At 48.8% G+C, this 18,451-nt stretch carries 14 protein-coding genes; 1 reads left to right on the top strand and 13 read right to left on the bottom strand.

All coding sequences use genetic code 11. The annotated features are described in order from the left end of the window. Positions 1 to 14 precede the first annotated feature (14 nt). Positions 15 to 908 carry a M23 family metallopeptidase gene (locus tag BFJ94_RS04680; RefSeq protein ID WP_229717123.1) on the top strand — a complete coding sequence of 298 codons (894 nt, stop codon included), beginning with the start codon at positions 15 to 17 and terminating at the stop codon, positions 906 to 908. A 94-nt stretch (positions 909 to 1,002) separates the two neighbouring features. Here BFJ94_RS04680 and BFJ94_RS04675 read toward each other — a convergent pair whose 3' ends face one another. The 13 genes from BFJ94_RS04675 to BFJ94_RS04615 all read right to left on the bottom strand — a co-directional run bounded on the left by BFJ94_RS04675 (position 1,003) and on the right by BFJ94_RS04615 (position 18,249). Next, positions 1,003 to 1,638, bottom strand: a complete 636-nt coding sequence (locus tag BFJ94_RS04675; protein WP_120461620.1) for a hypothetical protein — start codon at positions 1,636 to 1,638, stop codon at positions 1,003 to 1,005. Between the two features lie 28 nt (positions 1,639 to 1,666). Beyond that, complete coding sequence (locus tag BFJ94_RS04670; protein WP_120461619.1) at positions 1,667 to 2,191, bottom strand: zinc metalloprotease; 525 nt, start codon at positions 2,189 to 2,191, stop codon at positions 1,667 to 1,669. Between the two features lie 205 nt (positions 2,192 to 2,396). Continuing rightward, positions 2,397 to 2,741, bottom strand: a complete 345-nt coding sequence (locus BFJ94_RS04665) for a thioredoxin family protein (protein ID WP_120465086.1) — start codon at positions 2,739 to 2,741, stop codon at positions 2,397 to 2,399. 84 nt (positions 2,742 to 2,825) lie between these two features. Further along, positions 2,826 to 4,055, bottom strand: a complete 1,230-nt coding sequence (locus tag BFJ94_RS04660) for an MDR family MFS transporter (RefSeq protein WP_120461618.1) — start codon at positions 4,053 to 4,055, stop codon at positions 2,826 to 2,828. Positions 4,056 to 4,302: 247 nt separating this feature from the next. Beyond that, a complete protein-coding gene (locus tag BFJ94_RS04655) occupies positions 4,303 to 5,583 on the bottom strand; it encodes an alpha-L-fucosidase (RefSeq protein WP_120461617.1) in 1,281 nt (426 codons plus the stop codon). A gap of 6 nt (positions 5,584 to 5,589) precedes the next feature. Continuing rightward, positions 5,590 to 7,929 (bottom strand): glycoside hydrolase family 95 protein, encoded by a 2,340-nt coding sequence (locus BFJ94_RS04650; RefSeq protein WP_120461616.1) that lies wholly within the window; start codon positions 7,927 to 7,929, stop codon positions 5,590 to 5,592. A gap of 118 nt (positions 7,930 to 8,047) precedes the next feature. Next, entirely contained in the window at positions 8,048 to 9,451 is a 1,404-nt protein-coding gene (locus tag BFJ94_RS04645) for an ABC transporter substrate-binding protein (protein ID WP_120461615.1), read from the bottom strand. A gap of 190 nt (positions 9,452 to 9,641) precedes the next feature. Then, a complete protein-coding gene (locus BFJ94_RS04640; RefSeq protein ID WP_120461614.1) occupies positions 9,642 to 10,478 on the bottom strand; it encodes a carbohydrate ABC transporter permease in 837 nt (278 codons plus the stop codon). A 12-nt stretch (positions 10,479 to 10,490) separates the two neighbouring features. After that, positions 10,491 to 11,423 (bottom strand): carbohydrate ABC transporter permease, encoded by a 933-nt coding sequence (locus tag BFJ94_RS04635; RefSeq protein ID WP_120461613.1) that lies wholly within the window; start codon positions 11,421 to 11,423, stop codon positions 10,491 to 10,493. Positions 11,424 to 11,604: 181 nt separating this feature from the next. Beyond that, a complete protein-coding gene (locus tag BFJ94_RS04630; RefSeq protein WP_120461612.1) occupies positions 11,605 to 13,191 on the bottom strand; it encodes a response regulator transcription factor in 1,587 nt (528 codons plus the stop codon). Further along, positions 13,179 to 14,900 carry a sensor histidine kinase gene (locus tag BFJ94_RS04625; RefSeq protein WP_120461611.1) on the bottom strand — a complete coding sequence of 574 codons (1,722 nt, stop codon included), beginning with the start codon at positions 14,898 to 14,900 and terminating at the stop codon, positions 13,179 to 13,181. The genes BFJ94_RS04630 and BFJ94_RS04625 overlap by 13 nt, the downstream gene beginning before the upstream one ends. A gap of 87 nt (positions 14,901 to 14,987) precedes the next feature. Beyond that, complete coding sequence (locus tag BFJ94_RS04620; protein ID WP_120461610.1) at positions 14,988 to 17,135, bottom strand: alginate lyase family protein; 2,148 nt, start codon at positions 17,133 to 17,135, stop codon at positions 14,988 to 14,990. Then, entirely contained in the window at positions 17,125 to 18,249 is a 1,125-nt protein-coding gene (locus BFJ94_RS04615; RefSeq protein ID WP_120461609.1) for a glycoside hydrolase family 88 protein, read from the bottom strand. The genes BFJ94_RS04620 and BFJ94_RS04615 overlap by 11 nt, the downstream gene beginning before the upstream one ends. Positions 18,250 to 18,451: the final 202 nt, after the last annotated feature.

The raw sequence follows: 18,451 nt of genomic DNA, 5'->3' as shown, positions 1-18,451 counted from the left end.
AAATAGAGGTAAATATGGGGAAAATCACTAGAATTACTCACAAAGTCGGAATGATTAACACACCACTAATACTCATTATTTTATTGCTATGGGCTACCGTTCTAAGCACAACTGGCTTGCCGTCGGCCTACGCCTGGTTTGCTCTAAAGCTGGTCCTTCCGTTCCTCGGCATGGCTGGTCTGTTCATTAGCCTGATCCTCGTTATAATTGCGCTATGTAAGAAAAGGCAGATAGCAAGCCATCTATTCTCTGTCGTCTTGTGCTCGATCATGGCACTGCATTTGCTGCTTACACTGAACATGATCCAGATGCCTTATCCGGCGCGAATAGACAAGACTACGCCTGTGCTTACTGCTGAATGGCCGCTCAAGCAAGCCACTGTTGTCGGTTGGGGCGGAGATTCCACCGCCGTGAACCTCCCCCATGTGATCTGGCCCTCCGAGCGCTGGGCCTATGACCTCGTGATGGAGCCTTACGACTCAGGAAGCACAAGCTCCGAGGATTATGGAATTTGGGATCAGGAGGTACTTGCCCCGGTATCCGGTACGGTCATAGCCGCATATGATAAGGAACCCGATATTACACCGGGATCGGAGGATATATTGTCCGTGGAGGGCAATCATGTATACCTGGTCGTCGATGAGACCGGCACCTACCTGCTGCTCAATCATCTTCGGCAGAATAGCGTTACCGTCAAGGTTGGCGATCATGTTAATCCTGGAGATATCCTGGGACGGGTAGGCAATAGCGGTTCCACCTCAGAACCCCATCTGCATATCCATCATCAGCGTCAAAACCCGGAGTCCACACTGCACCCTACGTTAGCCGAAGGACTGCCATTGTACTTCAAGGGAACCGATGCTGATCCGATGCCGCAAAAAGGAACCGTAGTTTATCCGCAGCACTAGCTGCATAGATCCGCTTACATAGCAAAGACTCATACTCATGGCAAATGGCTCACCTGTGAATATGAGTCTTTTGTTATTTTCACCCGAAATAAGGCTATTCGGTAAGCTGCTTCAAATCATTAATCTCCAGCTTGATCAAGTTCTTGTCACTAGCGATAATCTGATTGTTGACCAATTCATAGGAGCCTTGAATCGGATTCAGCAAAGAAGCCGGAGAATTGTCAAAGGTGGCCAGGAACATAATATAATCGCCCTCCTCCTTCAATTCAGAGGTGTCATTTACCTTGAAAATCGTCTGCTGATTCTCACCACCGACCTGCTTCACCTGAATCGTCTCCTTCTCCGTTACCGCCCCTTTATACACCTTCTGAACCTCAACGTCATATATGGTGTACGGGATGGGAGGACTGTCCGCCGGAGTCGTGCCCGGATTCAACTGGTCATCACCCGGTTGGGAAGGCCTCTCCGCAACATTCAGGAATTTGAACGTGGAGCTTAGCACTCTGCCCTCGATAATCAGATTCGCCCGATTCTCCAATTCGTCCAAGTTATTGTATTTTGGGAAAGACGCATCGATCAATACCTCCTGCTTGCCAGCAGTCGACTTATGAACATCGGAAGCCGCTGACCGGTCGTTATCGGGCTTCGATTCATTCGACCCGCAGGCCGCCAGCAGCACGGTCGTGAGGCAGAAGATTGAGATCACAGAAATCCATTTACTTGTCATCATTTCCGATTCTCCTTCCAAATCCTCCAATTTAATAAACCGAATTCACGTCATCAATATCATATGGCCGCGGAGTCGTCACCGTATTAAAATCATTGGAATATTTCATAATCGAGGGAAGCGTCGTGTTCGGATTATCCTTCAGGAAGAAGCAATGACCGAATTCATGAACAGCAGTCCCCTTTACAAAATTGGAGAAATTCTTGGCGTCACGAGTAATCGTTCTGGCATTTAACTGAATGGTGTATTTATAAGGGGATCTCCACTGGGTGTTCAAGCCGTACCAGGTATCCGAATATTGGGCCGCTGTAATTGTATTGCTGGACGCGCTTGAATACCCGATGGTGACTTTAGTGGCAGTACCGTTCCAGGCGGTGATCGCATTATTGATCGGCGTCTTCCATGTATCATTCAAATGATCCGGCGACTTCACATTAATACCCGGAGTGGGACTTCCTATGTCGGTTAATTCCGCGTTTACTTTGAGGCTAAGGCCAAGCACCAATGGCAGCAGGATTAAAGATGAGATTACCAATTTCATGAATCTAATTTTCAAAATTCTCACCTCGGCATAAGTTTCTATTGAAATTTATTCCATCCATTCTGACGCTACTGCGCGGGAATTTGTTGCATAACCTGTTCTATACGCCCCCTTCTATGAATCTCTAAATTTTCCTGATATAGTATAATTTGAATCTATCATCTATATACCATATTATACCTTTTATAGCAATAAGGACTATAGAACGCCATAGTTTCGTTTAATCCTCATTCGATATATACAACTCGTATATTCTCGTCAGCTTCTCTTCCAGAGCAGCAAAGCGGACGAAACGGTCCTCTCTTAAATATTCCTTACCTTCTACGAACAAGAGCAGTGTAGGTGCTGTGAAAATAGATAAATTACCAGCTATCTCCTCTACCTCCATCGCATTGACTTGTCCCAGATCGATCGACGGGAACTGATCAAGCAATATCCGTAGCTTAGGCAAAATAGCATGGCATACACTGCAGTCCGGCCGCGACACATATAGGAAGCTCAGCTCATGCCCCTGGATGAAATCTTCAACCTGAGGATATGACTTTAATTCTACTAATTCCTTCATCATTCTTCTCCGATCTCTTATTTTCTTCAATATTACTTCGATCATGATTGATAACCCCTATTGTACCCCCCAATACCCTTGACCTCAAATATTTCGGTATAGTTTAATATAAAGAACCATGCTGATTAACGCACAGATTAGTATAACGCTAAAGACGCCGAGGGGCAGCAGCCATGCAGACAGAAATACAGTGACTGGCGCGATGAATCTTCCGATGGTGAACTGCAGATCTGAAGCGGCCATATATTGGGCTCTGATATCCGCTGGGGCATAATTGCTAACAAAGTTGCTAGTAATGGGCGAGCGTACAAGTTCTCCAAATGTAAAAATAATCGTTAACAAGAATAAAAACCAAATATTCGTTGTCAATCCGACTGCAAACATACCGCCTCCCGCTAAAATACAGGATAGGACAAATACATCCCGGTCTTTCCAGCCTTTTAACCATTTCGTTACAGGTAATACGCCGAGAACAAACAGAAGTCCATTCAATCCCAGCACCCAGCCCAGGATTTCCGTGCTCCCAAGCATGAGGGTTCTGTCATGCCAACTCCATAACGGCTGTGAAGGAACATGGTTCCTGACATAAATCGCCAGATACAAGTCCAATTGCATGATCGTAATGATGGAGAACACGCCGGCAACAATATACAGCACAAAGTTCCTATCACGAAAAATCACGCCATATCCTCTCCATTGTGAGATAAATATAGTGGATATTTTAAGCCTACCTCTTCCTGGGCTAGTCTTGGCATACGGCATACTCTCCCGAACTTTGAGATAGATCAGTATAGAATAAAATAACATGATGGATGCGCAACCCCATAGCAGCTCGCTTCTGTATCGGAAGAAGAAGACCGCTCCGATCGCAGGGCCGACTACTGCCCCGATATTATTAGCTGTAATGAAGGTAGCAAAGACTTGACGACGTTCCTGCTTCGGTACAAGATCCGCGACCATAGCATCGCTTGCGGGTCTGTATAGCGCCTTGCCCAACCCGGCACCGATGAAGGCCAAATAATTCATCACATAAGAGCTTGAGCCGGCAAAAAAAGCGAACATCACAGTTTGCAATAGAACGCCAGCGATCATTACAGGACGGCGCCCAAGCTCATCCGCTAAGTATCCGCCGATCATTCCGCCAGCTACGCCGATTAACGGAGGAATGCTCATCAATATCCCTGCGGTCTGATTCCCCAATCCTTCTGCGAAATAAATCGTAAGAAAAGGAAAATACATCCAATAAAACAAGTTAAACAATGTCTCACCAGTTAAGCGAATCTTTAAATTTCCATCCCATGAGCGGAGACTCAACTATACTCCTCCTTTATAATTCATGAATGGCCCGGCCGGGTATTCAAAGCATAAAGCAGATGGAAAATTAAGTATAGACTTATATATTTTTTTGTTTTAAACTAATAATATGAATGTTCAAGATACGATTGCTCTATTCCACAGGCGGCACAAATCGAACATATATTCTTCTTAATAAGAAAGCTGACTCATGCGTCTAAGTTTCTTTAGACCTTTGAGCCAGCTTTTTGTACGATTAGGATGATTTTTATTCTGTCCCTTGCGTAGTTGTGGACTGAGAACCGTATATAGCGAATTGCCGTATGATCGGATTAGCAGCTGCTTCCGTAATCTGCAGCCGAATCTTCTCGATCCGTACAGGAGCAAGAACATCGATCTTCTTATGACCGATTGCGCTGCCATGTACGATTTCCTTCCAAGCTCCGTCCGCGAAGACCTCAAGAGTATACTGACGTACTCTCTCACCATACGCAATGTCTTCCATCAGCACTACATGGTCAATCACCGCTGGAGCAGACAGCTCCAGTTCAATCAAGTGGCCGCAGTCAGAAGTCTCAGCCAAAGGCTGCGCCAAACGGCGTCTGATCTCCTCGCCGAATTCCAGAAGGCGATTCACATCGACCTCAGGCAGCAGCCCGCGAGTATCCGGGGATACATTGAGCAGGAGTGTTGCCCCATGACCGACCGACCGATAATAGATATCCATCAGCTGCTCCAGAGACAATAGCGATTTCTCATCATTCGGATGCCAGAACCAGTGATCTTTACGTATTGGCACATCACATTCCGCAGGCACCCAAGCCCCTGTCTCAGGCAGCCACTGTAAGGAAGCCTCGCTGAACATGCTGCCTTTGGCCGTCTTTGCCGTATTCCAGCAAGGATACGGGGCAAGGCCGTCCTCATTACCCACCCAGCGGATCGTAGGAGCCCCCATATTGAAGATCATAGCTTCCGGCTGGTGCTGCTTGACGAGTCTCATAATTCTGCGCCAATCGTACTCACGTCCCTCGGAGCCAGCGCCATCGAACCAGATTTCCACCAGCGGTCCATATCCCGTGAGTAGTTCCTCCAACTGGCGACAGTAGAAATCATCATATCTCTCGGGATCTGAGTAGCATAGCTCATGTCTGTCCCAAGGAGACAGATAGATACCGAAGCCGATCCCTTCCTCTCGACAAGCGTCGGCGCATTCTCTTACGACATCCCCTTGTCCATGCTTCCATGGGCTAGAGGCTACAGAGTAATCGGTCGTAGAGGTAGGCCACAGGCAGAAGCCGTCGTGATGCTTTGCGGTCAGCACAAAATAACGGAAGCCCGCCTGCTTCGCCGTTCTAACCCATTGCCGGGCATCCAGCTGCTGTGGATCAAATAACTCTGGCGAATCCTTCCCCTCTCCCCATTCCTGATCACAGAAGGTATTGATCCCGAAATGACAGAATAATCCCAGTTCCATGTCTTGCCACGCCAATTGCTCCGGGGTCGGCAGAGCCGAGAGATAATCTGCCTCTTGCTTCAATTCATGCTCCATTTTTATTCACTCCCTCATTAAAACAATCTGGTAGGTCTCTCCCTGTTCCGCCGCAAATGTATATTGATAGCCCGAGCCTGCGCCCAAGCATAGGCTTGCCATAGGTACGGGAGCTTGCGCGGAATCAAGAACGGTAAGCTTCTGCTTGCTGAATAGTACACAGTCCCGGGAATTCTCCGCGTAGATCTCAGCCGCTTCGAGTTCCCCTTCCGTCCAGCTTATATTTACGGCGTAACCGCCTCTGGCACGTAGCCCTCGGACAGAGCCACTCGCCCACGAAGACGGCAAAGCAGGAAGCAAGCGAAGCTCGCCGCCATGGGATTGTAGCAGCATCTCCTGGATCGCGGCCGCTCCGCCGAAATTAGCATCGATCTGGAACGGCGGATGATCTCCGAACAGATTCGGATGCACCGCCTTGACCAGCAGCTCGCGCAGGCTATCATGCGCTCGTTCTGCTTCGCCGAGTCTGGCCCAGAAGTTCGTAATCCACGCTTGACTCCATCCGGTATGCCCGCCTCCGTACTTCAGGCGGCGTTCCAGTGTCACCTTGGCGGCCTCCCCTAACTCGGGCATTCTATGTGGGATAATCTGTTCTCCCGGATGAAGAGCGAATAAATGCGAAATATGGCGATGACCCGGCTCCGGCTCCTCATAGTCAACAGCCCATTCCATGATCTGTCCGTAGCGCCCGATCTGCGGCTGCGGCAGCTTCGCCCGCGCTCCGCTCCACTGCCCGATCCACTCCTCGTCCAGACCCAGAGTCTCCGCTGCTTCCATACAGGCGGTAAATAACGCATATATAATCTGTGAGTCCATCGAAGGACCGGAGCATAAGGAGCCGACCTGCCCTCGCTCATTCACATAGCTGTTCTCCGGCGAGAGCGAAGGCGAAGTCACTAGATACCCGTTCTCATCGAAGACAAGGTAATCAAGGAAGAACGACGAGGCTTCCTTCAGTACCGGATAAGCTCGTTCACGCAAGAAAGCTTCCGACTGCCCATAGCGATAATGCTCCCATAGATGCAGCGCCAGCCATGCCCCACCCATCGGCCAGAAGATCGCGGGGGTCCAGGAACCGAACAAGCCGCTCTCCGCCCACAGGTTCGAGGTAGAGTGGACTGTGAACCCTCTTGCTCCATACAGAGAGGCCGCCGTTCTCCGTCCATTGATGACCAGGCGATCTATGAAATCGAACAATGGCTCATGGCATTCCGGCAAATTCCCCGTCTCCGCGATCCAATAGTTCATCTGCAAGTTAATGTTCAGATGGTAATCGCTCTCCCAAGGCGGTGTGAAGCTCTCATTCCAGATGCCCTGCAAATTGGCAGGCAGACTGCCCGGCCTTGAGCTTGCCATCAGCAAATAGCGGCCATATTGATAGAATAACGTCTCAAGCCCGGGATCATCCCCCTCTTGCCGATAGAGCTGCAGCCGTTCCGAAGTAGGCATGCTCATCTTTTCAGCATAGGCCTTGGAAGCTCCGGCTGTATCCGCCGGCTTGATCTCCAGACTTACCCGCTCGAATAAAGCACGATGATCGGCGATATGCTCATCCAGCAATGACCCATAGGGAAGCAATGCAGCGGATTTCACTTGCTTAAGAGCTTCCCGGTAAGGATCATCACAACGGAACGACGTCTGCGCGGCGAGCAGCAGAGTAACGACATCAGCGGACTGGATATCCAGGTAATTGCCTACCGTCTGACACTTGCCGCCAATCGTATAAGCATGAAGTACGGACGCATATTTAACCCCATCCGGTCCACAGATACCCTCCATCGCCAGAGTGCGTTCATTCTCTCGCTGAATGTCTCCATCAAAGGGGCGTCTGCTTAATCGGGCTGTTAAATGAATGGATGCTGGCTCCGATGCGGATATACGAACGACAAGCACCTGATGAACCGCACTGGCGAAGACCTCCCTCTCATAGCGAATCCCCTTCTCTTCCCAGCTTACGGAAGCTACGCCCGTGTTCAAGTTCAGCTCCCGTCTGTAATTAGCAGCATCTGACGCGCCGGACTTGAACTGCAGCAGCAGCTCACCTAACGGCTGGTAAGGTCCAAAATACTGCGGGGTATTCGTAAAATGTGTCAGCGCCAAGGTCTCCGCCTTTTGCGTCTCTCCGCTGCGAAGCAGCGTGCGGATGTCCTCCAGCTTCCCCAATGCCTCGGGATTGTCGTGCTGCTTCGGTCCGCCATACCATACAGAATCTTCATTTAACCCAATCCGCTCGGCGGAGATCCCGCCGAATACCATGGCTCCAAGTCTCCCATTACCGACCGGAAAAGCCTCCGTCCAGACCTTTGCAGGCCGTCGTTCTACAAGCTTGCAGGTTTCGTTGTTCATCGCTCTGCTCCTATTTTAGAGTTTCACAATAATAGTAAGGGCCGCCTCATATGTAAGATCACTGAGACGGCCCTTCCAATCCATAGTTAAACATAAATCTTACTGTTTCATCAACCGATTATTTCACAAAACCTTTTTCGTCGATGAGTTTCGTTGCTTCGTCTACCATCCACTTCTGAACTTCATCAATCGGTTCATTGCTAAGCATGAATTTGCTGAAGCCATCATCGATGACTTTTGTGATTTCAGAAGTTGCATTTGTCATTACTTCAGCAGCGCCGAGGAATTGAATGTCATCGCTGAACAGAGAGTATTTGAGCGAATCCATATCATACATTTCCTCTTTACCAGCAACCAGCTTCGTCATCAGCTCTTCGTTGTTTGCTTTCTTGTAGCCGGAGAATTCTTGTCTGTTCTTCGAATCAGCTGTAGTCATGAATCTCATCAGCTTGAAGGAAGCATCTTTGTTCTTGGAAGTTGCGCCCATAGCAATTTGTGAACCGCTGGTGAAATACTTGCCTTCATAGCCTTTTGGCTCAGCTCCAGCCGGAGGCACTGGTACCGGTGCGAATGCTGTCTTGAAGTTATGCGGATATTGCTCGGTATTACCTGGGTCAGCAATCGTAAAGTTACCTGTCAGAATCATAGCTGCTTCTTCGTTGAAGAACTCTGTACGATAGTTAAGCTTCGCCGCGAGAACGTCTGAGTAAGGCTTAGCTGTCTTATCTACATCTTCCATGTCTTTACGCAACTGGAAGAAGTACTTGTACGATGGGTCAGCCAGAATCGTTGTACCGTCTTCATATACGAACGGATCCTTCATCATCGTCTGCGCAGGAGCGTTCATGTAGAGCTCCCAAGTATGGAAGTAAGTACCGTAACGTTTGTCAACGCCTTCGCCTTTAGTCAGCTTCTTGGCATATTCACGGTAGTCATCCCAAGTCCATCCGAACTTAGGCACTTCAAGTCCAACTTCATCCAATGCATCTTTGTTCAACATAACATAGTTGATGCTCTTGGTGTATTGCATGCCATAATATTTACCGTCAACTTTAGCGTTTACATAATATTCATCTTCAGGAACGATGCCTTCTTTTTCATAGAACTCATTCAACGGAGCAAGCGCTCCACGACTTGCGCGTTCAATCGTGCTGCCCAAGCTTGGCATTTGCACAACGTCGATCGCTTCTCCTGAGGAGATCAAGAAATCGAGCTTCTTCATCATTTCAACGGAATCACCAGGGACGAGAACGACATGCTCAACCTTGATGTTCGGGTTCTGATCCATGAATTCTTGCAGCATCGCATCTGTTCCTGCGGCCTGAGCATCATTATCCCAGTTGTAATACTTGATCGTAACTTGCTTCTCGGATGCTGTGTTCCCGCCGTTAGCGTTAGCCGCAGCCCCATTGGAAGCGGAATTTCCTGAGTTCCCGGATTTACCGCAGCCGCTCAGTATCAAGCTGATCGTCAGGAGTGTGCCAAGAATAATCGATAGACTCTTTTTGCTCTTTTGTTGCATCTGAACTTCCCCCCGCACTGTAAATTTTAGTGTTGTGTGCTTGTTTCAATTATCATTATAGGCGGTTGCCTTATAGGCCAAGTGCAAAATTTTGATGTTATAGGAATACATTTTTGACTTTTTGACAACGCTTACTTAAAGTTTGGAATACCCGCGGGCCCGTAAGCCCGCGAGATATAATTTCAGTCAATTAGCCTTTTACGCCGCCAAGTGCGATACCGTTAATAACTTGCTTCTGCAGAGCGATGAATACGATTAAGAGCGGAATGATTGCAGATACTGCTGCGGTCATCATAATCGCATAGTTATTCGTGAAGTCATCGCGGAACAGGGTCATCCCCAGCGGAATCGTGTACAGATCCTTGTCCAGCAAGAAGATGAGTGGATTCTGGTAGTCATTCCAGGTCCAGATGAATTTAATGATAGCTACAGTAGCCAATACCGGCTTACAGAGCGGAATCATGATCGAGTTGAAGATCTTCAGATGACCTGCTCCATCGATTCTGGCCGCCTCAATAAATTCATCACTGACGCCAATCATAAATTGCCGCAGCAGGAATGTAAAGTAGATCGAGAACATGCTCATTAATATAATCGCCGCATGCGTGTTATACAGTCCGAACCAGCGGATCAGCAAGAAGCGCGGAATCAAGGTCGCTTGATCCGGAATGATCATGAAGGATAGCAGCGCCAGGAACACAATATTTCTACCTTTGAAGTTAATCTTCGTCAACGCATAGGCTGACATGGATGAGATGATCAGTGTAATGATCGTCGTAATAATCGCGATCTTGAACGAGTTGAAATAGAATTCATAGAAGGGAACCTTCCCCATCCAGACCGTCTTAAAATTATACGCTACATTGATCTTCTCAGGAATCCATTGAATCGGAAAGCGCATAACATCTTTCTCATATTTAAAAGCTGCCGACACCATCCACACAAGCGGTATGAGAAACACTACGGATAAAGCACCCATGAAGACGGTGATTATCAATTTTGACATGTTTTTTCTGATGAGTTGCATTCGATATTCCCCCTAGTCTTCATTTCTCATTTTCCAGGTCACCGCTGTTAAAATGCCGATGATGGCGAACAGCAACCAGGAGATGGCGGAAGCGTAGCCCATATTATAGTATTTGAAGCCTTCCTCATAAATCCGGTATACCAGCACCGTAGACGAGTTGTTCGGTCCGCCCTCGGTAAGGTAAGCGATAATATCGAATACTTTGAATGATCCGATCAGCATCGTGATCAGCAAGAAGAAGGTTGTCGAGCGCAGCATCGGTACCGTAATAGAGAAGAATTTCTTTAACGGGCCCGCCCCGTCAATTTCAGCTGCTTCATAAATTTCATTCGAGATATTCGTCAATCCCGCCATATAGATGATAATGGTGTAACCCAGACTTGCCCATGAACTGATAATCGCGATAGATAGCAAGGAAGTCTTCGGATCCACCAGCCATTTTGGCGGAGCTGAAATCCCGAGATCCATCAGGAATTGGTTAATTGGCCCAAGGGATGGATGGAACAAGGCGCTCCATACCGCAGCAACTGCGATAATTGATGAAATATACGGAATGAAGAACGCTACCTTGAAATAGTCTTTGAAGAATACGCTGTTATGAATCAGAACAGCCAAGACGAAAGCGATGGCAATCGGAATCGGAACTGTCATGATCATATAGAGAACATTATTCTTCACAGCCTGCCAGATCGTTGGATCATTGAACAGCTTCGCATAGTTGCCAAACCCGATAAATTCAATTCCTTTAACCCCTGATAGTAAATCCCATTTGGATAAACTCAGATATAAGGAGAAACCGAGCGCGAATACGTTAAGAAACAACATGCCGATGATTTCCGGAGCTAGGAACAGCCAACCGATCATTGCTTCCTTTCGATGTGGCGTCATAAATCTCTTCCGTGGTTCTCTTTGGGTGCCCGGTACAGGTTGTTTTACTGCCTCCACGTTGTATCACCTCTACAATTAATAAGTTACCATTATAGTAATACATCGTAAGACGCGAAGAAGGAGTGATTATGACCAGGAGCGTGCACGATTTTGACCTAAAAATAGCGATAGATCACTCTAAAGACGCAAAAAAAGCGCAGCAAATTGTTTAACAATTTACCACGCTTTTCTATATTCCTTATTTACGCGCCGAATACTTCGCTTTATATTCGCTTGGAGTCAAACCGACGTATTTCTTGAACACCTTGGAGAAGTAGGTCCGATCCGAATAGCCAAGCCCGATCGCCATCGATTCCAGGTTCTGATTGGACATCTTCAGCATTTTGGTCGCCAGCTTCATCTTATACTGATGCACATAATCTGTGAAGGTGAGCCCGGTCATCCGCTTGAAATAGCGGGAGAAATAGCTCGGGTTCAAGTACAGATAGCGCGCCATATCGATGGATGTAATATTGTCAGCGAGATGCTGCTCTATATATTGCTGAATGACCTGCAGCTTCGGCTCCTGTGTCGTGCTCGTCCCCTGCTTGTCCCGGCTCTCCGTAATTTGAACCAGCTTCCTCTCGATCAGTTCGATGGAATCACTCAAGGTTCGCGATAGCTTCAAATACTTGAACAGATCCTCATCAAATTTCAAATTGGAGAACATCAATTCTATGCCCCGCAGCATAAAAGACAGCTCCCGTTCAAAATCGCGCGGATCGATCATCAATTCCCGCGCATGATCGGCGATTTCCAGCAAGGTATGGTGTATAGAGGACAAGTCATGCTTGATGACCGCCTGCTCCAGCTGAGATACACAGCTATTCAGGAAGCCCTGCGGAGCCGCCTGGAACATCGGTGCTGCATGCTGGGAAGCATCCGTAATCATGTAATCAGAGTCTTCATAGAACTCGAATTTATTCTGCAAAACCTGCTGATACACGGGGCCGATGGAATCCAGCTCCATTTTATCTGTCACGGTGACAATGCTTGGCTCAATTTTAAGAAAATTAACACACTGAGAACGTAACTGCTGTATGAAATTATTGAAGTGAAGAGTCGCGTTCTGAGCCAGATTGACCCGGAAATTGTATAGAATCGCAAGATTGTCCTTCTCCAGAATCGGCGTAACTCCTTCACAGGATTCGGACAGCTCAAGCGCGATATTATAAATAGCATACATGATCAACGGAAATTCACTCTGCTTATAACGTCTGTCGAAGCTGGAGAATTGCACATTCACAATCCCCAGCAGGAACCAGGGATAATTCCAGGAGATTCCGATTTGCGAAGCATATGCCATCGTCATCTCCATCGGAGCCTGGTCGACCACTCTCTTCAATAAATCCTGACGAAATAGCTGGCTATTATAGTTCGAGGTCTTCCAGCGGATCAGGCCTGTCCTCGATTTCAAGATGGTGACCGATTTCTCCAGACTCTTCTCCAGCTGTTCCGCTGTAAGCTGATCCTTGATCAGATAATCATCGGCCTTCAGTTTAACCGCCTGTTGTGCATAATTAAAGTCCTCGTGACAGGTAAGGAAGATCACCCGGACATCCGGCTTAATAGAAGTGAAGCTGTCGGCAAGCTCAATTCCGTTCTTCTGCGGCAGGCCAATGTCCGTAATGACGATATCAGGCTGCACCTCTTCGAACATGTGCATCGCCTTCACGCTGGAATATGTGGTGCCGACAATCTGCAGATTATTGGCCTCCCAATCGATCATTTGCTGCAGCACTTTTAACATGGGAACATCATCGTCAATGAGCATCACTCTATACATCTATTCATTCCCCCCTGTAAAACATGATGAGTGCCTAGAGGTAAACACAGAGTCACTGTCACTCCGCCCTCCTGCCGATTAATCATTGACATCGCCGCTTCCTCACCGAAGGTTAGTCTTAATCTCTGAACGACATTGATCAAGCCGACCCGTTCGTAGGAACTGTCATCATCATCATCGAACATAAGTCTGCGGTTAAGCCGACCCACCAATTCTTCTTCGATACCGTCTCCATTATCCTCAACCTCGATAATAACCCTGTCTGCCACTTGCCTTGAGCTGACCGTGATTCTAGGCGATGGATGATCTACGAATCCGTGCACAATCGCATTCTCTACAAGTGGCTGCAATATAAGCTTAGGAACGATCAGTCCTTCGGTTGCCGGATCGAGATTGATCACGAGCTTGAGCGGAATCTCATTTCGTACCTTCATAATATCTACATAATGAGCGAGCAGCTTGCATTCTTCTGCCAGACTAGTCGGTTCATTCACCTTCAAATAAGCGCGCAGCAAGCTCATCAGCGAATCGATGATCCCGCTATGCAGCTTGTCATTCGACAGAATCAGGCTGCACTTGATTGAATTGAGCGTATTAATGAGGAAATGCGGACGAATCTGCATAAACAGCGCTTCCAATTCCATCACCCGTTTCTGCTCCTGCTCCTGCTCGATATCATGGATCAATTGCTGCAGCTGATCCAGCATCGTATTCAAGGTGTTGCCCAATTCTGCAATATCATCCCGACCCTTGACTTCCAGCCTGGCATCCAGATTGCCCAATCCGAATTGACGAACGACCCGCTGCAGCTTATGAATCGGGCTATGCAGCCGCTTGGCAATCAGAATGGAAGTTGCGGAGAAGACGATAAATAACAGAATGACTGCGATTAATCCCATGTAGAAGGTACGGGAGATCTGGCCCGCCCATTCTTTCTCAGATGCCTCGTAGACGAGATTCCAGCTGGACTTGGAGATATTGCGAACCGTTCGGACACTGCCGTCAGAATTTACGTTATCCAACGACAATCCCTCGTCTCCGGCGATCCGTTCACCGGAGGAATCGAATATCGCTACCTTGCCAAATTCTATAGGTCTGAGCTGCTTCGTGAAGTAAGCTTCCGAGATCGAGACCAGCAGCACAGATATATACTGCTTCTCTCTACTGTCATAGATCACTCTGGCAATATAATAGCTTCTGTTGCCCAGGGCACTGTCAGTCATACCGAGCCACTGCAGCTTCTCCGGCTCATTCAGATTAACCCGTTTGATCAGCTTGTCCACACTGGACGTGATCCCGGTTAAATCCTCCGTGCCGGAGGAGATCAGGAAATTCTGGCGATTCACCAGATACATACGGATATTATTGTTGAGCGGCTTCGTATTAATCAGATTGAACAGATCCTGGATCTGCGTGAACAGCACATAATCCTGATAATTATCCAACCGTTTCGTATCGGCAAAGGATTTCAGATTTGCTCGAACATTGGTATCGTTTACAATAAAATGCGATGCGAACGTCACATCATCGACCGTCTTGTTCATCTCTTCCGTCATGACGTTCAGGAAATTCTCATTGCTAAGCTGCAGCTTCTCGACCATAGAGCTTCGGATTAATAGGAAGGATACGGTGGAAACTGCGATCAGCGGAATAAAAATAAGCAAAAGGAATGACAACTGAATCCTTCTATAGTATGTTAATTTGAACATGCACTTCAGCGCCTCTCTCAACCTTTTTCTCTACTTGAGGTGAACTTGCATTTCTATTCTAGCAGGTTGTCATCCCTTAAGCATTCATTAATTAATTACGGTTATCTTCCTCTCATTGGCTACGCCGGAAATAAGGACGATTTCACCGAAAATCTGCACGCCATCCACTACATAGGAATCATAATGGCCAGAGGGAACCTGGTGGCTGATGACCAGGATATGCTCCCCGTCCAGCTCAGGATGGACAATGCGGCAAGCCTCCGCCTGCGCGTCCTCTACCTGTTGCCCCGTATGACGATACACCGGAAGCTTGCTCACTTGCGGACGTGCCGACTCGCCAGCCCGCTGCGGATACAGGACCTGCAGCATCGTAGTCATCCCGCTTCCGCTTCTGGAATAGGTTACGTTGTTGCTTGATTCCAGCAGATTATATTCCCGGGATATGACGCCCTCAGTGACTTCAGCTTGCAAGCCCTCACTCGGAACCGGGATCATGAGCAAATTAGCTTCGTCTTCATTGCGCGTGCGGCAGATTAACGAGCCGTCCTCAAGCTCAATGGCGCCCGGAGCAAAATGAAAATGCTGGGTGAACCGATGCGTCCCCTTGCTATGGAAGCGATCCACGAGCAGCCAATAATGCGGCTTGATAAAAATAATTCTGCGGTTCACGAATACCGGATCATCCAGATGAAGATAGCCGTCATGACCGCCTTCGACATAATCATAATCAGGCTGGCTGATCCATTTGCAGCCTAACGGCCCGGCGATGCGGTGAAAGGACCAGGTGTCTGCGATTTCCGTAAAGCCGATCCCATCGACCGTCGTCGTATTGTGGGCTGCGCTTTCTTTGAGTGCCCGTCTGAGCGGTGTATGATCGCTGTAGTTGTATCTCCCCAGATCAGTCAGCAAGTCTTTCCCGTAGGCATGGAGATCAATATGCAGCATATCGGCATGGCCATGCCCCCCACCGAGCGGGCCACAATGGAAGTACAGATAGAGATCCTGCTCACTCCAGCCCGAACGCATCACATAATGCCCGGAGTGGATGAAGGCGCGGGACATGTCAGCCGGCTCAGCAGAAGTCAGGCTGTCGTAGCTTCCAATTGCTTCGATGCCAAGCAGCCACGCGCTATCATAATCCAGCCGCTTATCCGCAGCGAACCGCAGGGTCTCATCCGCGAACAAGGCCGCAGCTAAGCTTAAGATCGAGCGAACATCATTGTCATCACTGTCGCCCAGCATAGGCTGTCTATGGTTCGGCTTGGCCCAGTAGAGGGAAGCTACGGCCATATCATGCACTTTACTACGGAAGTCTTCACTCAGCTTCCATCCATGGAGTTTGGCAAAATAAAGACAGTCCAGATAGCAGTTCAGCACCTCATGGTGATAGGTAGGGGATTGCTCCCAGTGTACTCCGTCCGCCATGACCTGAATACGGGCTGTCTCCTCCAGTCTCTGCTTGGCAAGGCTGCGCCACTGCTGGGCTTCCGTAAATTCAGGGAAATATAACGCGATCGGCAGCAGCCCGCTGGTCTCCAGAACTCCCCAGTTGCTAATCCTTCGCCAGCTGGTGAAGGCGGCGGCCAAATACCGGGCATGCTCCGACAAGGAAATCAGCAGCTTGGCCAATAAGGCCGGCGTGAACTGCGGACAATCCCAGATGTAACGCAGCGTCTTGATCCAGTTGCTGCCGCGCAGCCCAGCTTCAATCGTACGCCAGGTTAGCGTATCGCTGGTAGGCTCGCTCGGCACCGGATTGCGGTCGATCCAATCCTCAAGCTGGCGACATACTGTCGCTGCGTATCGCTCGTCCCCGGTCATAGCATAGGCCTGACCCAGGGCGATCCAGTAACGGTGTCGATTGAGCATATACGACCATTCCGGATCGACGTCGGGAATATAGTTCCAATCTATCTTCCTCTCGAACGTAACTGGAACCTGCGTACGCTCCATATCCCAAGGGAACTGGAACAGAAAAGTATTTTCAACGACCTCATCCGCCGTCTTCATGACCGCTGCCACTTCATCCGCACAGTTCTGCTTGACGTAATCCGTCATTTGAACGGTCTCTTCCTTCGTCCAGCGGCCACCCGGGATCTCACGCTGTCGATAATATTGATGCAAGGCCAGCAGCGCATCCTCGTAGCGGCTTTGCTTGACTGCTATAGCTACATCCGCTAATTCCGGAGTCTCCAGATGGAGCAACGAGAAGACCGAATATAATTTATCGTTCATACCAATACCCCTTAAAGCCTTTCTCAAGGCGCATCAAGGCTTCCAGATAGTAGTAATCGCCCCAGATCATATAATCATCCGGCGACAGGCCGCCGCGCACATAATAAGAGCCGCGCTTCAGAAGTCCTTCCGCATCCTCGCCGATCGTGGAGTAATTCTCCACCAGGGAGGTCAAGGAATCGGTCAAGCCTTGCTTGAAGTAAGCCCGATCCGGGTCCTGTTCATCCAGATGTTCAAGCAGTTCCTGCAGACCTGCCGCTACGATAGCGGAGGCTGAGCTGTCACGATAGGTATTCTCATCGACTGGAGCATTGAAGTCCCAGTAAGCCACATGATCTTCAGGCAGATGTTCCAGGAAATAACGAGCCATTCGTCTGGATGTCTCCAGGAATAGTGGATCGCCTGTGTAGCGATAAGCCAGTGCGAATCCATACACGCCCCAGGCTTGTCCCCGCGTCCAGGTTGATCCGTTCGTATATCCTTGGTGCGTAGCTCCGCCGATCGGCTCGCCGGTGCTTGGATCGAAGAAGAAGGTATGATAGGAGCTATCGTCCCCGCGCACAATATAACGTCTCGTCTTCTCGGCCTGTGTCACGGCAACCTCACGGTATTTCGGGTCTCCCGTCTGCTGCTCCGCCCAGAACAGAAGCGGCAGATTCAGCAGGCAGTCGATGATAATCCGGCCGGCCTCCTTCGGATCTCCTTCCCGTCCCCAGGCCTGGATGTAGCCGCCTCCGGCTGGACGCCAGCGCTTCAAGAGCAGATCAGCCGCCTCCAGCGTCAATTGGCGAGCGCTTTCATCTTTTTCAATGATCCACTGTGCCTTCGAGGATAGCGAATACAGGAAACCGATGTCATGATGGTCCAGCACGATCTTGGCATCGAAGCGGCGGCGGAAATCCTTAACCGTCTCGATCGCCTTCTGACGGAAAGCCTCATCCCCCGTGTACTCATAGCACAGCCACAGCATCCCGCTCCAGAATCCATTCGTCCAATCCTCGTTGTCATTCAGCTGATAGACGCCGTTCGTGCTGATATGCGGGAATCGCGTGCCGAACCGCTCCATATTTGCCCTGACCTTACTTACCGCATCTTCAATCGCCCTATTCCACATTCTTCTTGCTCCTTTCGAGTCCATGTTGTCTTAAGCCTATAATAAGAAGTCCTGTGCCTGACTAGTAGGGGCTATTTTTGACCTTAATGTGCATTATTTTGACTTATGGCCATTATCCACCCTTACTGTGCTGAGAAGCGCGCCAAATTAAGGGATCTACTGCTAATTTCCTCTGAGGCGCATGGTAAGATATAATTACTTT

Source organism: Paenibacillus aceti, from assembly GCF_003614185.1.
Classification (GTDB): domain Bacteria; phylum Bacillota; class Bacilli; order Paenibacillales; family Paenibacillaceae; genus Fontibacillus; species Fontibacillus aceti.
Note: the sequence above shows the minus strand (reverse complement) of the source record. Positions and strands in the feature narration are given on the sequence as shown.